This is a genomic window from Sphingobium sp. FG125 (genome assembly GCF_057809795.1).
This window is the reverse complement of sequence record NZ_JBMDKQ010000027.1, coordinates 1-16,967: the sequence shown is the minus strand read 5'-3', so window position 1 is coordinate 16,967 and position 16,967 is coordinate 1. Positions and strand designations below refer to the sequence as shown.

Sequence of the window (16,967 nt, the reverse complement as noted above, 5' to 3'; positions counted from 1 at the left end):
ATGACCATCCTCGCTGCCTTGTTACTGGTCGCTGCCACGGAATGCACCACCCCGGCACCACTGGCCGAACCTTGGACCAGTTGGACCCAGAGCGGTCAGACCAGGGCTGGCGCACAAGCCCATGGCGCACCCACGCTGATTCTGGGCAAGCCGGTCGTCGCAACCCTCACGCCCGCCGCCCATGTCCAGTTCGCTACGCCGCCGGGCAATGGCGCAAAGGAGGGGCATGGCGGCCTCTTCACCCTGTCGCTCAAACAAGCCGCGCGGGTCGGGATTGCGCTCGATAGCCCAGCCTGGGTCGATGTCGTGACCGGCACCACCACCGTCGCCTCGACCGAACATGGCCATGGCCCGGCCTGCTCCGGCATCCGCAAGATCGTCTGGTTCGACCTGCCAGCCGGGCGGCATCTGGTGCAGATCGCCGGATCGAAGCCCGCAACCGTCCGGGTAATGGCGGCGGACGCGAAGGCGAACCAGCCGGTCGAATAGCCTTACAAAATCCCCCCCCCAGGGGAGGATAAAAGAGCGCGCCCCCTATCCCAAATTCAAACCGGCCGCGTCCGCCACATCGCGATCGGGATCATCGACAGCACCGGCTTGTCGTCCTGATTGAAGATCGTCACCTTGCTGCGCACAATCCCCATTTCCGGGCGGCTTTGCGACGCTTTCTTGTCGATCACCTCGCTGGTGCCGCGCAGCGTATCCCCAGGGCGCACCGGGCGCAGCCAGCGCAGTTCGTCCACGCCCATCGCGCCCAGGCTCGCCGCCTGCCGCCCCGGATTGCGCTGTATTTCGGCTACAAACATTTTCATCATCAAGGCTGTGCTGTGCCACCCGCTGGCCGACAATGTGCCGAAATGCGTAGCCGCCGCCGCCTCGTCGGACAAATGGAACGGCTGCGGGTCGAACTCCGCGGCAAAGGCGATCGTCTCCTCCCGGCTCACCGTCAGCGGGCCGAAGGCGAAGCTGTCGCCCACCTCTACATCCTCGAAATAGACCGTCGCGTCCGTCATGGCATTTCCTTTCGCAACGGACCTACTGCCAGCTTACGTTTACGTCAATGTCAGCCGATCTGGAGCGAGGGCTGGCCACGCGGCACTGTCATCGTCGCCCGCGTGCTGATCGCGCCGCCGGGCGCGGACACCTGATCCATCACCCGCGCCTTGGTCGTCCAGGCGTCGGGCGTCACTTCGCAAACCAGATAGCCGCGCTGGTCGTTGATGAATTTCAGCTCCGGGTTGTTTTTGAGCATAACATCGCTGCCAGTCCGCCGGTCCGATCCGTTGCCGCCCGACGAGATCGAGGTGGACACAAATTCCACCGCCACCGTCTTGTCGCCATTGTCCAGCAGCCCGGCGAAATTTTGATGCTCGTCGCCTGTCAGCACCACGACATTGTCCAGCCCGCGCATCTTGCCCAGCAACCGGTTGCGCGGCGCGCTATAGCCGGCCCAGCTGTCGATATTATAGATTTTCGCCTTCTCGTCCGCATAGCGTCGCCGGTCGAGCGACATCATCATCACCTGCTGCGCCAGGCAATTCCACTTCGTCCGCCCGCGCGTCATGTTGCGCATCAGCCAGCTTTCCTCCTCGGCGGAAATCACCTGCGCCTTGCTGTCGTCAATGCCGGGGCAATAGGGTTTGAACCCGTCATCGCATGGCTGGTCGCTGCGGAAGGATCGTGTGTCGAGAAAGTCGATCGACAGCAGATCGCCAAAGCGCGCTTCCCGATACATATTGGTGATAATGCCATCGCGCGGCAGCATCGCCGCCCGCACCGGCATATATTCATACCAGACCTGCAATCCCGCCTGACGACGCAGGCGGAATATCTCCGGCGGGACATCCTTCCAGTTGCGGTCGCCGGTCCAGTTATTCTCGACCTCATGATCATCGAAGGTCGAAAACCATGTGTGCTTGGCGCGCGCCGCCTGCAAATCATAATCGCTCAGATATTGGGCATAGCGCAGCCGATAGTCCGCCACGTCGAAACAATCCTGGCCGATATGATGGCGAATCTGGTCCTCCGGCAGCCCGTCCTTGTCATAGTCCGGCCCGCGCTGCTTATATTCATAGATGAAATCGCCATAATGATAGACGAAATTCAGGTCATCCTCGCGCGCCAGATGGCGGAAGGCGGTGAACAGCCCATCCTCATAATTTTGGCAGCCCGCCACGCCGAATTTGAGGGCAGAGGGGCTGGCCGACGCCAGCGGCAAGGTGCGCGCGCGCCCGCGCGACGACTGGTCGCTGCCCAGCGAAAAACGATACCAATAGGGGCGATCAGGCTGCAATCCCGCCACATCGACATGGACGCTATGGCCCAGTTCCGGCCGCGCGGTTGCCTCGCCCGATGCCACGATCGTTTTGAACCGGTCGTCGCTCGCCACCTCCCATTTCACCGGCAGCGGCACCATCGGCATTCCGCCATGCGGATCGAACGGCTTGGGAGCGAGCTTCGTCCAGATGACGAAGCCGTCCGCCGCCGGATCACCCGACGTCACCCCCAAGGCGAAGGGATAGCCCGCAAACCAGCTCTGCGCCTTCAACAATGCAGGCGCGCCGATCAGCGGCGCAGTGGTGGCAACGGTCAGTAACTGGCGACGGGAAAACATGGCGGCGACCTTCTGTGAAGCTGTTTTACAACTGTCTCTTAGCCTGCTGATCTAGCCGCGCAATATGACAGAGATATGCAGCCCCTCAGACGATCCAGCCGCAGAGCACCCGCCACGCCTGCGCCTTTTGCGCGCGTGACAATGTCGCATGAGCGCCGCTGGAGGAGGGCAGGTCGATCAGCGTCAGGTCATCCCGCGCGCCCAATTGCCGCCGCCCGTGCAGCGCCGCCATCTTGCCGTTGAACGCCACCGCCTGCAACGCAGGCAGAGCGGCGACGAAAGTGCTTAGATCGCGCATGTCCGCATCGCTGATCGCGCTGTCCAGACTGCCGGGCCGGGTGGCACTGGCCATCACATCCCAAAGCCCCACACCCCGCGCCCGCAACCGCGCGAGCCGCAGCGCATAGGGCTGTCCAACCAATTCCTCACCCAGCACATCACCAATCAACGCCCAGAAAGCATTGCCCCGATGGGCATAATATTCCTGCCGTGCGATCGACACATCGCCCGGCAGGCTGCCCAGGATCAGCAACCGGGTGTCAGCATCGACGCTGGGTGGAAAGGCTGCCTTGCGCTGGATCGCACCCTCCCAAACCGTCACCCCAGCGCAGGCTGGGGTCTCAGGCGTTCGCGCGCTGCCTCACGAGGCCCCAGCCTGCGCTGGGGCGACGGACGAAGTTTACACGTTAAACCGGAACAGCATGATGTCGCCATCCTGCGTGACATAGTCCTTGCCTTCCGACCGCCACTTGCCCGCTTCCTTGGCCCCGGCCTCGCCATTGAACTGGACATAGTCGGCATAGGCCATGGTTTCGGCGCGGATGAAGCCTTTTTCGAAATCGGTGTGGATCGCGCCCGCCGCCTGCGGCGCCTTGGACCCCTTATGCACGGTCCAGGCGCGCGCTTCCTTCGGCCCCACGGTGAAGAAGGTGATCAGGCCCAGCAATTCATACCCCGCCCGGATGATCCGCGCCAGGCCCGCTTCGGTCAGGCCCAGGGCTTCGAGATATTCGCCCCGTTCCTCGACCGGCATGGTCACCAGTTCCGCCTCGATCGCCGCCGACACGATGACGGCGCTGGCATTTTCCGCCGCCGCCTTCTCGAACACCCGCTTGGAAAAGGCATTGCCTTCGGACGCCGCAGCTTCCTCGACATTACAGACATACAGCACCGGCTTGGCCGTCAGCAGTTGCGCCTGCGCGAACAGCCGTTCCTCTTCCTCGTCACGCGGCTTGGTCAGCCGAGCAGGCTTGCCATCGCGCAGCAATTCCAGCGCCTGGCCCAGCACAGCGGCGGCAGCCTTGGCTTCCTTGTCACCCTGCGCGCCCTTCTTGAGCAGGTTCGGCACCCGCTTTTCCAGGCTCTCCAGATCCGCCAGCATCAATTCGGTCTCGACCGTCTCGGCGTCGGCGATCGGATCGACCTTGCCCTCGACATGGGTGATGTCGTCATCCTCGAAACAGCGCAGCACATGGACGATGGCGTCGGTCTCGCGGATATTGGCCAGAAACTGGTTGCCCAGCCCTTCGCCCTTGGACGCGCCCCGCACCAGACCCGCAATGTCCACGAAGGCAAGCTGCGTCTCGATAATCTTCTGCGACCCGCCAATCTTGGCGATCGTCTCCAGCCGGGGGTCCGGCACGGCCACGCGGCCCTCGTTCGGCTCGATCGTGCAGAAGGGATAGTTCGCCGCCTGCGCCGCCTGCGTCTCGGTCAGCGCATTGAACAGGGTGGACTTGCCCACATTGGGAAGCCCGACGATACCGCAACGAAAACCCATTTGACTGCCTTCACTTCATATCCGATGGCGCGCCCGATAGCGGTTTCAGTCCCTATTGGCCAGCATCTCCATCAGGTAATGACGCTGGGCGCATCCATGCCGGTATAGCCGCTAATGTCCGCCAGTTCCTGCGCAGCCGCCACCAGCGGTGCCAGCGCATCGCCCGTCGCCAGCGCCAGATCGCCGTCAGGGGCCATGTAGCGCTCGATATAGACGCGCAGGGTGGCCCCTTGCGTGCCGGTGCCCGACAGGCGGAACACGACCCGCGATCCGTCATCGAACAGGATGCGTACGCCCTGATGGCTGCTGACCGATCCGTCGGTCGGGTCGGTATAGGCAAAATCATCGGCGGCGCTGATCGTGCCGCCGCTGTTGCTGGTTCCTGCCAGACTGTCGAGCTTGCCGCGCAGCGCCGCCATCAGCGCATCGGCCCGGTCGGTGGCGATCGCTTCATAATCATGCCGGGCATAATAGTTGCGGCCATAGGTCGCCCAATGATCGGCCATGATCGCCGCGACGCTCTGCTGGCGCACCGCCACGATGTTCAGCCACAGCAGCACCGCCCATATGCCGTCCTTCTCGCGCACATGGTCGGACCCGGTGCCAGCGCTTTCCTCGCCGCAGATCGTCGCCATGCCCGCGTCGAGCAGATTGCCAAAAAATTTCCAGCCGGTCGGCGTCTCATAAAGCGGAACGCCCAGTCTCTCCGCCACCCGGTCGGCCGCGCCGCTGGTCGGCATCGACCGCGCAATACCTTTCAGGCCCGCCTTATAGCCCGGCGCGAGATGGGCGTTCGCCGCCAGCACCGCCAGCGAATCCGACGGCGTCACATAGCAATGCTGTCCGATGATCAGGTTGCGGTCGCCATCGCCATCCGACGCCGCACCGAAATCGGGCGCGTCGGGGGCCATCATCCGGTCATACAATTCCTTGGCGTGGACCAGATTGGGGTCGGGATGATGGTGGCCGAAATCGGGCAGGGGGGTGCCGTTCATCACCGTGCCGGACGGCGCACCCAGCCGCCGCTCGAATATCTCGACCGCATAGGGACCGGTCACCGCGCTCATCGAATCGAAGGCGAGGGTAAAGCCGCCTGCGATCATCGCCCGGATCGCGCCGAAATCGAACAATTGCTGCATCAGATCGGCATAGAGGGTGACCGGATCGACCACCTCGACCAGCATGTCGCCCATTTGACTGGTGCCGATACTGTCCAGGTCGGTGTCGGCGGCCTCAAGGATGCGATACTGGTCGATGGTCAGCGTCCGCGCGTGGATCGCGTCGGTCACCTTCTCCGGCGCGGGGCCGCCATTGCCGACATTATATTTGATCCCGAAATCCTCGTCCGGCCCGCCCGGATTGTGACTGGCCGACAGCACCAGCCCGCCAAACGCACCCGATGACCGGATCAGGTGCGACGCGGCTGGCGTGGACAAAATCCCGCCTTGGCCCACCAGCACCCGGCCAAAGCCATTGGCCGCCGCCATTTTCAGGACGATCTGGATAACCTCACGATTGAGATACCGCCCGTCGCCGCCCACCACCAGCGTCTGCCCGGCAAAGCCATCCAGGCTGTCGAACACCGACTGGACGAAATTTTCGGCATAATGGGGCTGGGCAAAGATCTTCACCTTCTTGCGCAGGCCCGACGTGCCCGGCTTCTGGTCGGTAAACGGCGTGGTCGAAACTGTCTGAATCACCCGGTAATCCCCTGCATAACGCAATACCCCGCACCCTTATGGCCTTGGATGGCCATTGGGTGCAATGTTGGGATGTTCATAAAATCCTCCCCTGCAAGGGGAGGGGGACCGCGCCCGAAGGGCGTGGTGGAGGGGTGTCGCGCTATCGATAGGGCAACACCCCTCCGTCTGGCCTCCGGCCATCCACCTCCCCTACAAGGGGAGGATGGGCGTCAGCCATTCAATCCGCCAGCCGCAGCGCGACCTCGTTCATGAACCGGGCATCGTCATTCTTGGCGAGCCATTCCGCTTCCGCGCCGATCGCGCCCAGCATGTCGGCCAGCGCGTCGCTCTCGCTCTTGTGATAATTGCCCAGCACATAGTCATGCACCCGGTCCTTATGCCCCGGATGACCGATGCCGATCCGCACCCGGCGGAAATCCGCGCCGATATGGGCGTCGGTGGATCGCAGGCCATTATGCCCGGCATTGCCGCCGCCGCGCTTCACCTTCACCTTCATCGGCGCCAGGTCCAACTCGTCGTGAAAGACGGTGACGTCCTGCGGCTCCAGCTTGTAGAAGCGCATCGCCTCACCGACGGCGCGCCCGCTTTCGTTCATGAAGGTCGCCGGTTTAAGCAGCAATATCTTCTCCGGCCCGATCCGCCCTTCCTGGGTCCAGCCCTGGAACTGCTTGCGGGGCGGGGAAAAGCGATACAGGTCCGCGATCAGGTCTGTGACCATGAAGCCGACATTGTGCCGGTGCATCGCATATTGCGCGCCCGGATTGCCCAGACCCACCCAGATTTGCATGATCCCTGCTTCCTTCACGACAAAACCCCGTTCGCCCTGAGCGAAGTCGAAGGGGCCGCCTGAACGAAGTGAAGGCACTTCGCTTCGCTCAGGGACAGGCTTCGACTTCGCGCAGCCCGAACGGGGCTTAGGTCAGTCCGAGAAAAAGGCTTATTCGCCTTCCGCTTCCGCTTCCGCCTCAGGGCCGGCGCTCTTGAGAGCCGACGGCGCAACGATGGTCGCCAGGGTGAAGTCGCGATCGTCGATCGCGGTCTTGGCACCCTTGGGCAGCGTCACCGCGCTGATGTGGATCGAATCGCCGACTTCAAAGCCGGTGAGGTCGACCACGACATCTTCGGGGATTTCGGCGGCATCGACGATCAGCTCGACATCATGACGAACGACGTTCAGCACGCCGCCCTTCTTGAGGCCGGGCGACGCATCTTCATTCTCGAAGCGCACGGGAACGTTGACATGCACGGTGGCATGTTCCGAAACGCGCAGGAAGTCGGCGTGCAGCGGACGGTCCGAAACGGGGTGGAAAGCCACATCCTTGGGCAGGGTGCGGACGGTCTTGCCGTTCACTTCGACCATGATGACCGAATTGAAGAAGTGGCCGGTGCCGAGCAACTTGTTGAGGAGCTTTTCCTCGACATGGATCGACAGGGGTTCTTCGTTCATTCCATAGATGACGGCGGGTACGCGGCCCTCACGGCGGAGGGCGCGGGAGGCTCCCTTGCCTGCCCGATCGCGTGCCTCGGCCGACAGCGTAAGCTGCTCGCTCATTGCGTGTCTCCAAAAGCTGGTTTGAGTTACTTTTCCCGCCACGCCTCCAGGGATGACCATAGCGGGAGCGCGGCCTTTAGCAGAAAAGTGCGCGATTGCAAGGTGGGGCGGTAACGACCCCATCCGTTCGCCCTGAGCGAAGTCGAAGGGGCTGCTGAGCGTAGCGAAGCACTTCGCTGCGCTCAGCGGAAGGCTTCGACTTCGCTCAGCCCGAACGGACTGATGTCTCACTGCACCCGCGTCACCGCAAACCCGCGCGCCTTCAGCAACTCGATCAGATTCTCCCGCCCCGTCAGATGCCCGGCCCCCACCGCAATGAACGGCGTGCCCTTCATCGGTTCGATCGCCTTCACCCAGTCGCGGTTGCGCGCCACCAGCACCGCTTCCTCGACCATCGGGTCGGGCTGCTCGCCATTCTCATCTTCCTTGGCGATCGCGTCCATGTCGCCAGTGGTCCATGCTTTGAGGATACGATCATATAGCCCCTTCATATCCTTGGCCTCATGCACGGTCTGCACCAGCAGGCGCGATTGCGCGGCTTGCGGCAGCGTATCGAACGCACCAAATTGCCGCTCGATCGTTTCCAGCCCGCCAATCGGCTTGCCAGCCTTCTTGAAGGCCGCGATCAGCACTGGCTCCACCCCGTCATCCTGACTGACGCCCAGCCCCTGTTGCGTCGCTGCCGACAGCAGCATCGCCGCCGCCCAGCTTTCGTATCCCGACAAGAGTTGCGTACTGGTCCCGCCTTCGCTGATCGCCTTGTTCAGCGCCGCCTGTTCCTCTTCTGGCACCCGACGGTCGAGCGGCGGCAGGCCGGGGCTACGGCCCATGGACTCGAACAGGGCCAGCGTTTTCTCCTCATCCTGCAAGTCCGCCGCCTCCAGCACCAGCCGGTCGGCCTTCGCCATCGCCTCGCTGATCGTCGGCGTTTCCCACTTTACGCCCTTGGGCAGTACATGGATGGTGCCGAACAGCCACCCCTTCATCTCGCCGCGCTGCACCTGCCACAGCGCCGGGCCGCCCTTGGCGACGGGGGCGGGGGCAGGATCGCTGCCACATGCGGCAACCAGCGTCAGCGCACAGAGCGCCAGAAATTGGGTGAACAGACGCATCGGCACTTACTCCTTCACCCGCCGGGTCGCGATGCCCAGCGCCTTCAACTGATCCTGCACGCTGCCCTTGCCCGCCAGATGCCCCGCACCGACCGCCACGAACACCGTGCCGGGCCGGTCCATCCGCGCCTTGATCCACTTTGCCCAATTGGCATTACGCCCGATCAGCAGCACCTGCGCCAGTTGCGGCGTGGCCTCCAGCGACTCGTTCATCGACTTCGCCAGCTTCTTGGGGTCGCCCGCCTGCCAGTAGCGCAGCAGGCTTGCAAACTCGCCCTCCATCTCCGGCAGGCCATCGACCGTCGCGTTCAGAAACTCGACCTGTTGCGCCATCGGCAGCGTGGCGAAGAAATCGAGTTGCTGCTCGACCGTCTCCAGCGCCTCGACCCGCTTGCCCGCCTTCACCGCCGCCGCGCGCAAGACCTTCTCCGCGCCCAGATCGGCCTGATAGCCCAGCTTCTGGAGCGGCGCGACCGAAAGGGCCATGCCCGCCATCCACGGGGCAAAGCGCTCGAACGCCTGCCACGGCATCGCATTGGCCGCCATCGCCGCGCGATATTTGTCCCGCGCCGCACCGTCCAGCCGGTCGGACAAGGCAATGCTGTCCTGCGCCATCGCCTTGCTCGCCATGACAGCGCCCATGACATTGGGGTCGTCCGGCTCGACAATCTCCAGCACCAGATCGTCCGCCCGGTCGAACGCCGCCTTCACCCCGCCGCGGAACCAGTCGATCCCCGGCTTCATCACATGAACGGTGCCGAACAGATAGATGGTCGTGTCGGCATCGCGCACCCGCCACACCGCGGGCGTGGCCATGGCGGTGGCGGGCGGGGCAGGGCGCGCCTGCGCCACGCCACTCATCATCAACAGCGCAGCGGCGCATAAACGGAGCATCTTCATGCCCCACCCATGCGGGCAGGGCAGCCCAAGGGCAAGCCGGTTAACGCTGATTTACGCGCCTTTCCCTTGACCGTTTCAGCCCCATACGCCAATGCGCGACGCCAAGCTAAACCGTCATATCGCAAGGATCCCCCGTGGCCGAAGGCAAAGCGCTTTCCTTCCAGGACCTCATCCTGACCCTCCATGCCTATTGGGGGAAACAAGGTTGCGTCATCCTCCAGCCGCTGGACATGGAAGTCGGCGCGGGCACCTTCCACCCCGCAACAACGTTGCGCGCCCTCGGCCCAAAGCCGTGGAACGCCGCCTATGTCCAGCCCAGCCGCCGCCCGACCGATGGCCGCTATGGCGAAAACCCCAACCGGCTCCAGCATTATTACCAATATCAGGTGATCATGAAGCCGTCGCCTGCGAACCTGCAAGACCTTTATCTGGGGTCGCTGGTGGAGATCGGCATCGACCCCCTCGTCCACGACATCCGCTTTGTCGAGGATGACTGGGAAAGCCCGACGCTGGGCGCCTGGGGCTTGGGCTGGGAAGTCTGGTGCGACGGCATGGAAGTCAGCCAGTTCACTTACTTCCAGCAAATGGGCGGCTATGACTGCAAGCCGGTCGCGGGCGAACTCACCTACGGCCTTGAACGGCTGGCCATGTATATTCAGGGCGTCGACAGCGTCTATGACCTGAAATTCAATGACGCTGGCGTTACCTATGGCGACGTGTTTCTCGAAAATGAGAAGCAGATGTCGAAATGGAATTTCGAGGTCGCCGACACCGAAAAACTGTTCCGCTGGTTCAAGGATTGCCAGTCCGAATGGCGCCAGTGCATCGACAATGGCGTCCCGCTGGCCGCGTTCGAGCAGGCGATCAAGGCCTCCCACACCTTCAACCTGCTCCAGGCCCGCGGCGTCATCTCGGTCCAGGAACGCGCCAGTTACATGGGCCAGGTCCGCGACATGGCCAAAGGCAGCTGCGAAGCATGGATGCAGAGCAACGGGTGGGCTGCGTGATGGGCACAAGTTTTAACCCGTTCGCCCTGAGCCTGTCGAAGGGCTCCACTGAGCCGAAGGCGAAGTGCCTTCACTGCGTTCAGGGGAGGGCTTCGACAAGCTCAGCCCGAACGGTTTGGGATGCAACACATGACTGACTTCCTCCTCGAACTGCGCTGCGAGGAAATTCCCGCGCGTATGCAATTGAAGGCCAGCGACGATCTCGCCCGCCTGTTTACCGAGGAACTGGCCAAATCCGGCCTCACCCCCGGCGCGATCGACAGCTTCGTCACGCCCCGCCGCTTGGCGCTCATCGCCCGCGACCTGCCGCTGCAAACCGCTGCCGTCAGTGAAGAGCATAAAGGCCCGCGCACCAGCGCGCCGCCGCAAGCGCTCGAAGGCTTCCTCCGCAAGACCGGCCTGACCCAGGACCAGCTGGAGGATCGCGACGGCATCTGGTTCGCCGTGGTGAACAAACCCGGCCGCGCCACCGCCGACGTGCTGGCACAGGCCATCCCCGCCATCATCCGCGCCTTCCCCTGGCCCAAATCCATGCGCTGGGGCAGCGCCAGCCAGACCACCGAAAGCCTGCGCTGGGTCCGCCCGTTGCAGGGCATCGTCGCGATCTTGGGCGAAGATTTGATCCCTTGCGAAGTGGACGGCATCCAGTCCGGCTACGCGACCATCGGCCACCGCTTCCACCATCATGGCGCGATCACCATTGGCAGCGCGCATGACTATGCCGAAAAACTGCGCGCCTGCCACGTCATCGTGTCGCATCAGGAACGCCACTCGATCATCGCGGAAAAGTCGGCACAGGCCGCCGCCGCCCACGGCTACACCGTGGTCGAGGACAAGGGACTGATCGCGGAAAATGCAGGGCTAACCGAATGGCCGGTCCCGCTGCTCGGCGATTTCGACCCCGCCTTCCTGGAAGTCCCGCCCGAAGTCATCCAACTGACCCTGCGCATCAACCAGAAATATTTTGTCCTGCGCGACGGGCAGGGCAAACTCGCCCCCGCCTTCATCTGCACCGCCAATATCGAGGCGAAGGATGGCGGCGCCGCGATCATCGCGGGCAACCGCAAGGTGCTTGCCGCGCGGCTCAGCGACGCGCGCTTCTTCTGGGAACAGGACCGCAAGACGGCGCTGGCGGACCATGCGCAGAAACTGGAACGCATCACCTTCCACGAAAAACTCGGCACAGTCGCCGACAAGGTCGAGCGGGTGGCAAAGCTGGCCCGATGGCTGGTGGAAGAGGGCATCGTCACGGAAAAGCCCCTCCCCTTCAGGGGAGGGGTTGGGGTGGGGCTTCTCGCCGAAACGCAGCGCGTGGGGCAAGGCCCCACCCCCAACCCCTCCCCTGAAGGGGAGGGGCTAGAAAAAGCGCAACTCGCCACCCTCGCCGAACAGGCCGCCCGCCTCTGCAAAGCCGACCTCGTCACCGAAATGGTCGGCGAATTCCCCGAACTGCAAGGCATAATGGGCGGCTACTACGCCCGCGCCGAAGGCCTGCCGGACGCCGTAGCCGACGCCATCCGCGACCATTACAAGCCGGTCGGCCAAGGGGATGACGTGCCGACCGCGCCGGTCACGGTGGCGGTGAGTTTGGCGGATAAGCTGGATACGATTTCCTCATTTTTCGAGATTGGGGAAAAGCCCACAGGTTCGAAGGATCCATTCGCGCTGCGCCGTGCCGCACTCGGTATCATTGCAATCGTTCGCGAAAGTTCGCTGCGCCTTGATATCGTGCTTGCTGCTTTCGTGTCGCTGATTCCGGCGCTAATCGCAGCGCAGCAGGAACGAGATCGTGCTCCACTGCTCAAAGCACTTCCTTTTGTCACAGGCCTTATCGACAAATATAATGCTGAGCATTTCGGGCGAGCCATTGTTGCGACGGTCATGGCAATGCCCGACCCACGTAAACCAAATGCTGAATCATTTGAGCGGGGAATAACGGTTGCCGCTGAAATCCGAGATTTTCTCATTGATCGACTAGAAGTAGCGCTGAAAGAACGGGAGCGGATTGATCTAATTCGCGCGGCCCAAACCATCTATATCGGTGGATCGGGGAAGGAATCTGACCTCGTCCGCCTGCTCGCCCGCGTCCATGCGCTGCAATCCTTCGTCGCGACCGACGATGGCGCGAACCTGCTGGCCGGCTACAAGCGCGCCGCGAACATCCTCAAGAAGGACGCGCCACAAACTCCCTCTCCCCAGCGGGGAGAGGGCCGGGGAGAGGGGGAGCGAGGCGAAGCCGAGCGTCCCGCTATCGACGTGGCACACCCCCACCCAACCCTCCCCCTGGAGGGGGAGGGCAATTCAGGCCTGTCCTACACGCCCGAAATAGCTGAAGCTGCGCTCATCGCCGCGCTCGACGTGGCGGAACCGCGCACGGCACAGGCGGTGGCGGCGGAGGATTTCGAGGGCGCGATGGCCGCCCTTGCAACGCTCCGCGCGCCCATCGACGCCTTCTTTGAAAGCGTGACGGTCAATGATCCCGATCCCGCCAAACGCTTGGCCCGCCTCGCCCTTCTGGCGCGGGTCCGCGATGCGGTCCACAGCGTGGCGGACTTTTCCAAAATTACGGGCTAACGTAATATAATGTCGAATTCACCGGGAAAAGTGCGAAGTTAAGACGTAATAATCCTATTCTGCCGCGCACGATCTGGCTATGACTGTCGGATTGTTGCAATGCAATATAATCGGCAATCAGTGCAGGGAGTGCCGGGAATGAATGATACACAAGAGGCCATCATGACCACGACCGCAACACGTTATGTCTATCGTTTTGGCGGCGGCGTGGATGATGGCGGGCAGGGTGACCGCAACCTTCTGGGCGGCAAGGGCGCGAACCTCGACGGCATGGCCGCGATCGGCCTGCCGGTCCCCCCCGGCTTCACCATCACGACGGCCATGTGTACCCGCTATTATGAAGATGGCGGCGTCTATCCCGACAGCGTGAAGGCGGAAGTCGCCACTGGCCTTGCCCATATTGAGGGGATCACCGGCAAAAAGTTCGGCGACGCCGCCGATCCGCTGCTCGTCTCGGTCCGCTCCGGCGCCCGCGCGTCGATGCCCGGCATGATGGACACGGTCCTCAACCTGGGCCTCAACGACGAAACCGTCATCGGCCTTGCCAACACATCGGGCGACGAGCGTTTCGCCTGGGACAGCTATCGCCGCTTCATCCAGATGTATTCGGACGTTGTGCTGGAACTGGACCATGGCGCGTTTGAAGAAGCGCTGGAGATCGCCAAGGAAGATCAGGGCTACAGCCTCGACACCGAAATGACGGCGGACGACTGGAAGGCACTGGTCGCCGAATATAAGGCGCTGGTGGAGAAGCTCTGGAACAAGCCCTTCCCGCAGGATGTCCATGACCAGCTTTGGGGCGCGATCAGCGCCGTGTTCGGTTCGTGGCAGTCGGAGCGCGCGAAAGTCTATCGCCGCCTCAACAATATCCCCGGCGAATGGGGCACCGCCGTCAATGTGCAGGCGATGGTGTTCGGCAATATGGGCGAAACCTCCGCCACCGGCGTCGCTTTCACCCGCGACCCGTCGACCGGCGAAAATGTCTATTATGGCGAATTTCTGATCAACGCCCAAGGCGAGGATGTCGTCGCGGGCATCCGCACCCCGCAATATCTGACGCTGGCCGCGCGGGAGCGGGCAGGGGCCAAGCCGCTGTCGATGGAAGAGGCGATGCCGGAAACCTATGCCGAACTGGCCAAGGTGTTCCAGATTCTCGAAACCCATTATCGCGACATGCAGGACATTGAATTCACCGTCCAGCAGGGCAAGCTCTGGATGCTCCAGACCCGCTCCGGCAAGCGCACGGCCAAGGCAGCGCTCAAAATGGCGGTGGACATGGCGCATGAAGGCCTGATCACCGAAGAAGAAGCCGTCGCCCGCGTCGATCCCGCCGCACTCGACCAGCTGCTCCATCCCACGCTCGATCCCAGCGCCCCGCGCGATGTGCTGACCAAGGGGCTGCCCGCCAGTCCCGGTGCCGCTTCGGGGGCGATCGTGTTCGACGCCGACACCGCCGAGCGCCGCAACGAAATGGGCGACGCCGTCATCCTGGTCCGCACCGAAACCTCGCCAGAGGATATTCACGGGATGCACGCGGCCAAGGGCATCCTGACCGCGCGTGGCGGCATGACCAGCCACGCCGCCGTGGTGGCGCGCGGCATGGGCCGTCCCTGCGTGTCCGGCGCAGGCGGCATCTCGATCGACAACAACGCGAAAATCCTGCGCGTCGGCGGTCGGGAACTGAAGGAAGGCGACATCCTCACCATCGACGGCTCGACCGGTGAAGTCATGGCGGGCGAAGTCCCGACCGTGCAGCCCGAACTGGCTGGCGACTTTGGCACGCTGATGGTGTGGGCCGACAAGGTCCGTCGTCTGAAAGTGCGCGCCAACGCCGAAACCCCGCAGGACTGCAAGGTCGCACGCGAATTCGGCGCGGAAGGCGTGGGCCTGTGCCGCACCGAACATATGTTCTTCGACGCGGCCCGGATCACTGCCGTGCGCGAAATGATCCTGGCCGACAGCGAAAAGGGCCGCCGCGTCGCGCTCGAACGGCTGCTGCCCGAACAGCGGGACGATTTCGCGCAGATTTTCATGGTGATGGCGGGCCTGCCCGTCACCATCCGCCTGCTCGATCCGCCGCTGCACGAATTCCTGCCCCATGCCGAAGCCGAATTTGAGGAAGTGGCCAAGGCCGCTGGCGTCGGCATCGAAGTGCTCAAGCGCCGCGCCAACGAACTGCATGAATTCAACCCCATGCTGGGCCATCGCGGCTGCCGTCTGGGCGTCACCTATCCCGAAATCTACGAAATGCAGGCCCGCGCGATCTTCGAAGCGGCCTTGATCGTCAAGCAGCGTGGCGGTGAAGCGCCGATCCCCGAAGTCATGATCCCGCTGGTCGCGACCCGCAAGGAACTGGAACTGATGAAGGCGATCGTCGATCGCGTCGCCACCGAAGTGTTCGCCGAACAGGGCGACAGCGTCGAATATCTCGTCGGCACGATGATCGAACTGCCGCGCGCCGCGCTCAAGGCTGGCGAGATCGCGGAAGTTGGCGAATTCTTCTCCTTCGGCACCAACGACCTGACCCAGACCACGATCGGCATCAGCCGCGACGATGCGGGCCGCTTCCTGACCCAATATGTCGACAAGGGCATTTTCGCGCGCGATCCCTTCGTCAGCATCGACGTGGAGGGCGTTGGCGAACTGATCCAACTCGCCGCCGAACGCGGTCGCAAGACCCGCCCCGGCATCAAGCTTGGCATTTGCGGCGAACATGGCGGCGATCCGGCGTCGATCGCCTTCTGCGAAGCCACCGGCCTCGATTATGTCTCAGCCTCGCCTTACCGCGTACCGATCGCCCGCTTGGCTGCGGCGCAGGCCGCGCTGGCGAAGAAGGGGTAGGGCGTAAACCCGACACCAAAATCCTCCCCTGCAAGGGGAGGTGGCAACGCGAAGCGTTGACGGAGGGGTGTTGCCCTAACGATAGGGTGACACCCCTCCGTCTGGCCTGCGGCCATCCACCTCCCCTGCAAGGGGAGGATTGTCTTTTTTCAACACGCTAGCTTCGGTGTGCAAAGGGTCATCGCCCTTTTCTTAAGCGCTCAAACTGGCGTAGTGGCCCGCCCGAACAGCCCCTTGCGCTGCCCGCCACCTTCCAGCGCGCGCGCCTGCTCGCGCCAATTCTCTCGCGCGATCGTGCCGGGAGTCAGCCCCAGCCGCGCCTCCAGCGCCGCCTCCTGCTCACCATTCAGCGCCGCGATCTGGCCATAGCGCTGATAACCCGCCTCATTCAGCGACACTTGCTGCGCCTGGCTCAAACCCTTGATCCGGCTCAGATCGTCACGCTCAACGCCAGCGACAGGCGCTGCGCCAACCGGCACTGTCCGCTTCTCCAGTTCGACGATCCGCGCATTGGCGGCCTCCAGCTGCGCGTCACGATCCTTGACCATGGCCCTGTGCGCGGCCTGCTCGTCCCGCCACGCCCGGCGATATTTGCCGCGCCCGCTCATCATCAGGCCCAGGATCAGGCCGATGGCCAGCGCGACCAGCAGCAAGGCGATGTCATTCAGGGTAAAGCTCATAAGGACATCCTTTCATTACCGTCTCGAACGGCGGGCGCGGCCAAAAGTTGCCGCGCGGGCCCAGAAAGGCGGGATGGTCGGCCAAAAGTGAAAAAAGGGGCTTGCCCAATCCGGCGCGCCCTACTATCCGCGCCACTCCAGTGCACCCGTAGCTCAGCTGGATAGAGCATCAGACTACGAATCTGAGGGTCGGGCGTTCGAATC

General features: G+C 63.3%; 14 protein-coding genes. 4 read left to right on the top strand and 10 right to left on the bottom strand.

The window, feature by feature from the left end; all coding sequences use genetic code 11:
* Positions 1-489 (top strand): hypothetical protein, encoded by a 489-nt coding sequence (locus ACODSR_RS18950; RefSeq protein ID WP_489078161.1) that lies wholly within the window; start codon positions 1-3, stop codon positions 487-489.
* 56 nt (positions 490-545) lie between these two features.
* Here ACODSR_RS18950 and ACODSR_RS18945 read toward each other — a convergent pair whose 3' ends face one another.
* The 9 genes from ACODSR_RS18945 to ACODSR_RS18905 form a co-directional block, all read right to left on the bottom strand.
* Positions 546-1,013 (bottom strand): MaoC family dehydratase, encoded by a 468-nt coding sequence (locus ACODSR_RS18945; RefSeq protein WP_489078160.1) that lies wholly within the window; start codon positions 1,011-1,013, stop codon positions 546-548.
* Positions 1,014-1,063: 50 nt separating this feature from the next.
* On the bottom strand, positions 1,064-2,614 hold the full coding sequence (locus tag ACODSR_RS18940; RefSeq protein ID WP_489078159.1) for an alkaline phosphatase D family protein: 1,551 nt from the start codon (positions 2,612-2,614) through the stop codon (positions 1,064-1,066).
* A gap of 85 nt (positions 2,615-2,699) precedes the next feature.
* Positions 2,700-3,215 (bottom strand): DNA-deoxyinosine glycosylase, encoded by a 516-nt coding sequence (locus ACODSR_RS18935; RefSeq protein ID WP_489078158.1) that lies wholly within the window; start codon positions 3,213-3,215, stop codon positions 2,700-2,702.
* 78 nt (positions 3,216-3,293) lie between these two features.
* A complete protein-coding gene (gene ychF, locus ACODSR_RS18930) occupies positions 3,294-4,394 on the bottom strand; it encodes a redox-regulated ATPase YchF (protein WP_489078157.1) in 1,101 nt (366 codons plus the stop codon).
* A 71-nt stretch (positions 4,395-4,465) separates the two neighbouring features.
* Positions 4,466-6,094, bottom strand: coding sequence for an alpha-D-glucose phosphate-specific phosphoglucomutase (locus ACODSR_RS18925; RefSeq protein ID WP_489078156.1), 1,629 nt, complete (start codon positions 6,092-6,094; stop codon positions 4,466-4,468).
* Between the two features lie 220 nt (positions 6,095-6,314).
* Complete coding sequence (gene pth / locus ACODSR_RS18920; protein ID WP_489078155.1) at positions 6,315-6,884, bottom strand: aminoacyl-tRNA hydrolase; 570 nt, start codon at positions 6,882-6,884, stop codon at positions 6,315-6,317.
* 150 nt (positions 6,885-7,034) lie between these two features.
* Positions 7,035-7,649 (bottom strand): 50S ribosomal protein L25/general stress protein Ctc, encoded by a 615-nt coding sequence (locus tag ACODSR_RS18915; protein ID WP_489078154.1) that lies wholly within the window; start codon positions 7,647-7,649, stop codon positions 7,035-7,037.
* Positions 7,650-7,876: 227 nt separating this feature from the next.
* Positions 7,877-8,761 (bottom strand): TraB/GumN family protein, encoded by an 885-nt coding sequence (locus ACODSR_RS18910; RefSeq protein ID WP_489078153.1) that lies wholly within the window; start codon positions 8,759-8,761, stop codon positions 7,877-7,879.
* Positions 8,762-8,767: 6 nt separating this feature from the next.
* Positions 8,768-9,661, bottom strand: coding sequence for a TraB/GumN family protein (locus ACODSR_RS18905; RefSeq protein ID WP_489078152.1), 894 nt, complete (start codon positions 9,659-9,661; stop codon positions 8,768-8,770).
* A 134-nt stretch (positions 9,662-9,795) separates the two neighbouring features.
* On the opposite strand from ACODSR_RS18905, the gene ACODSR_RS18900 reads away from it, so the two are divergent.
* The 3 genes from ACODSR_RS18900 to ppdK all read left to right on the top strand — a co-directional run bounded on the left by ACODSR_RS18900 (position 9,796) and on the right by ppdK (position 16,083).
* Positions 9,796-10,668 carry a glycine--tRNA ligase subunit alpha gene (locus ACODSR_RS18900; protein ID WP_489078151.1) on the top strand — a complete coding sequence of 291 codons (873 nt, stop codon included), beginning with the start codon at positions 9,796-9,798 and terminating at the stop codon, positions 10,666-10,668.
* A gap of 129 nt (positions 10,669-10,797) precedes the next feature.
* Entirely contained in the window at positions 10,798-13,242 is a 2,445-nt protein-coding gene (glyS, locus tag ACODSR_RS18895; protein ID WP_489078150.1) for a glycine--tRNA ligase subunit beta, read from the top strand.
* A gap of 162 nt (positions 13,243-13,404) precedes the next feature.
* Entirely contained in the window at positions 13,405-16,083 is a 2,679-nt protein-coding gene (gene ppdK / locus ACODSR_RS18890; protein WP_489078149.1) for a pyruvate, phosphate dikinase, read from the top strand.
* A 200-nt stretch (positions 16,084-16,283) separates the two neighbouring features.
* Here the strand turns inward: ppdK and ACODSR_RS18885 are convergent, their stop codons facing one another.
* Positions 16,284-16,763 carry a hypothetical protein gene (locus tag ACODSR_RS18885; RefSeq protein WP_489078148.1) on the bottom strand — a complete coding sequence of 160 codons (480 nt, stop codon included), beginning with the start codon at positions 16,761-16,763 and terminating at the stop codon, positions 16,284-16,286.
* Positions 16,764-16,967 lie beyond the last annotated feature (204 nt).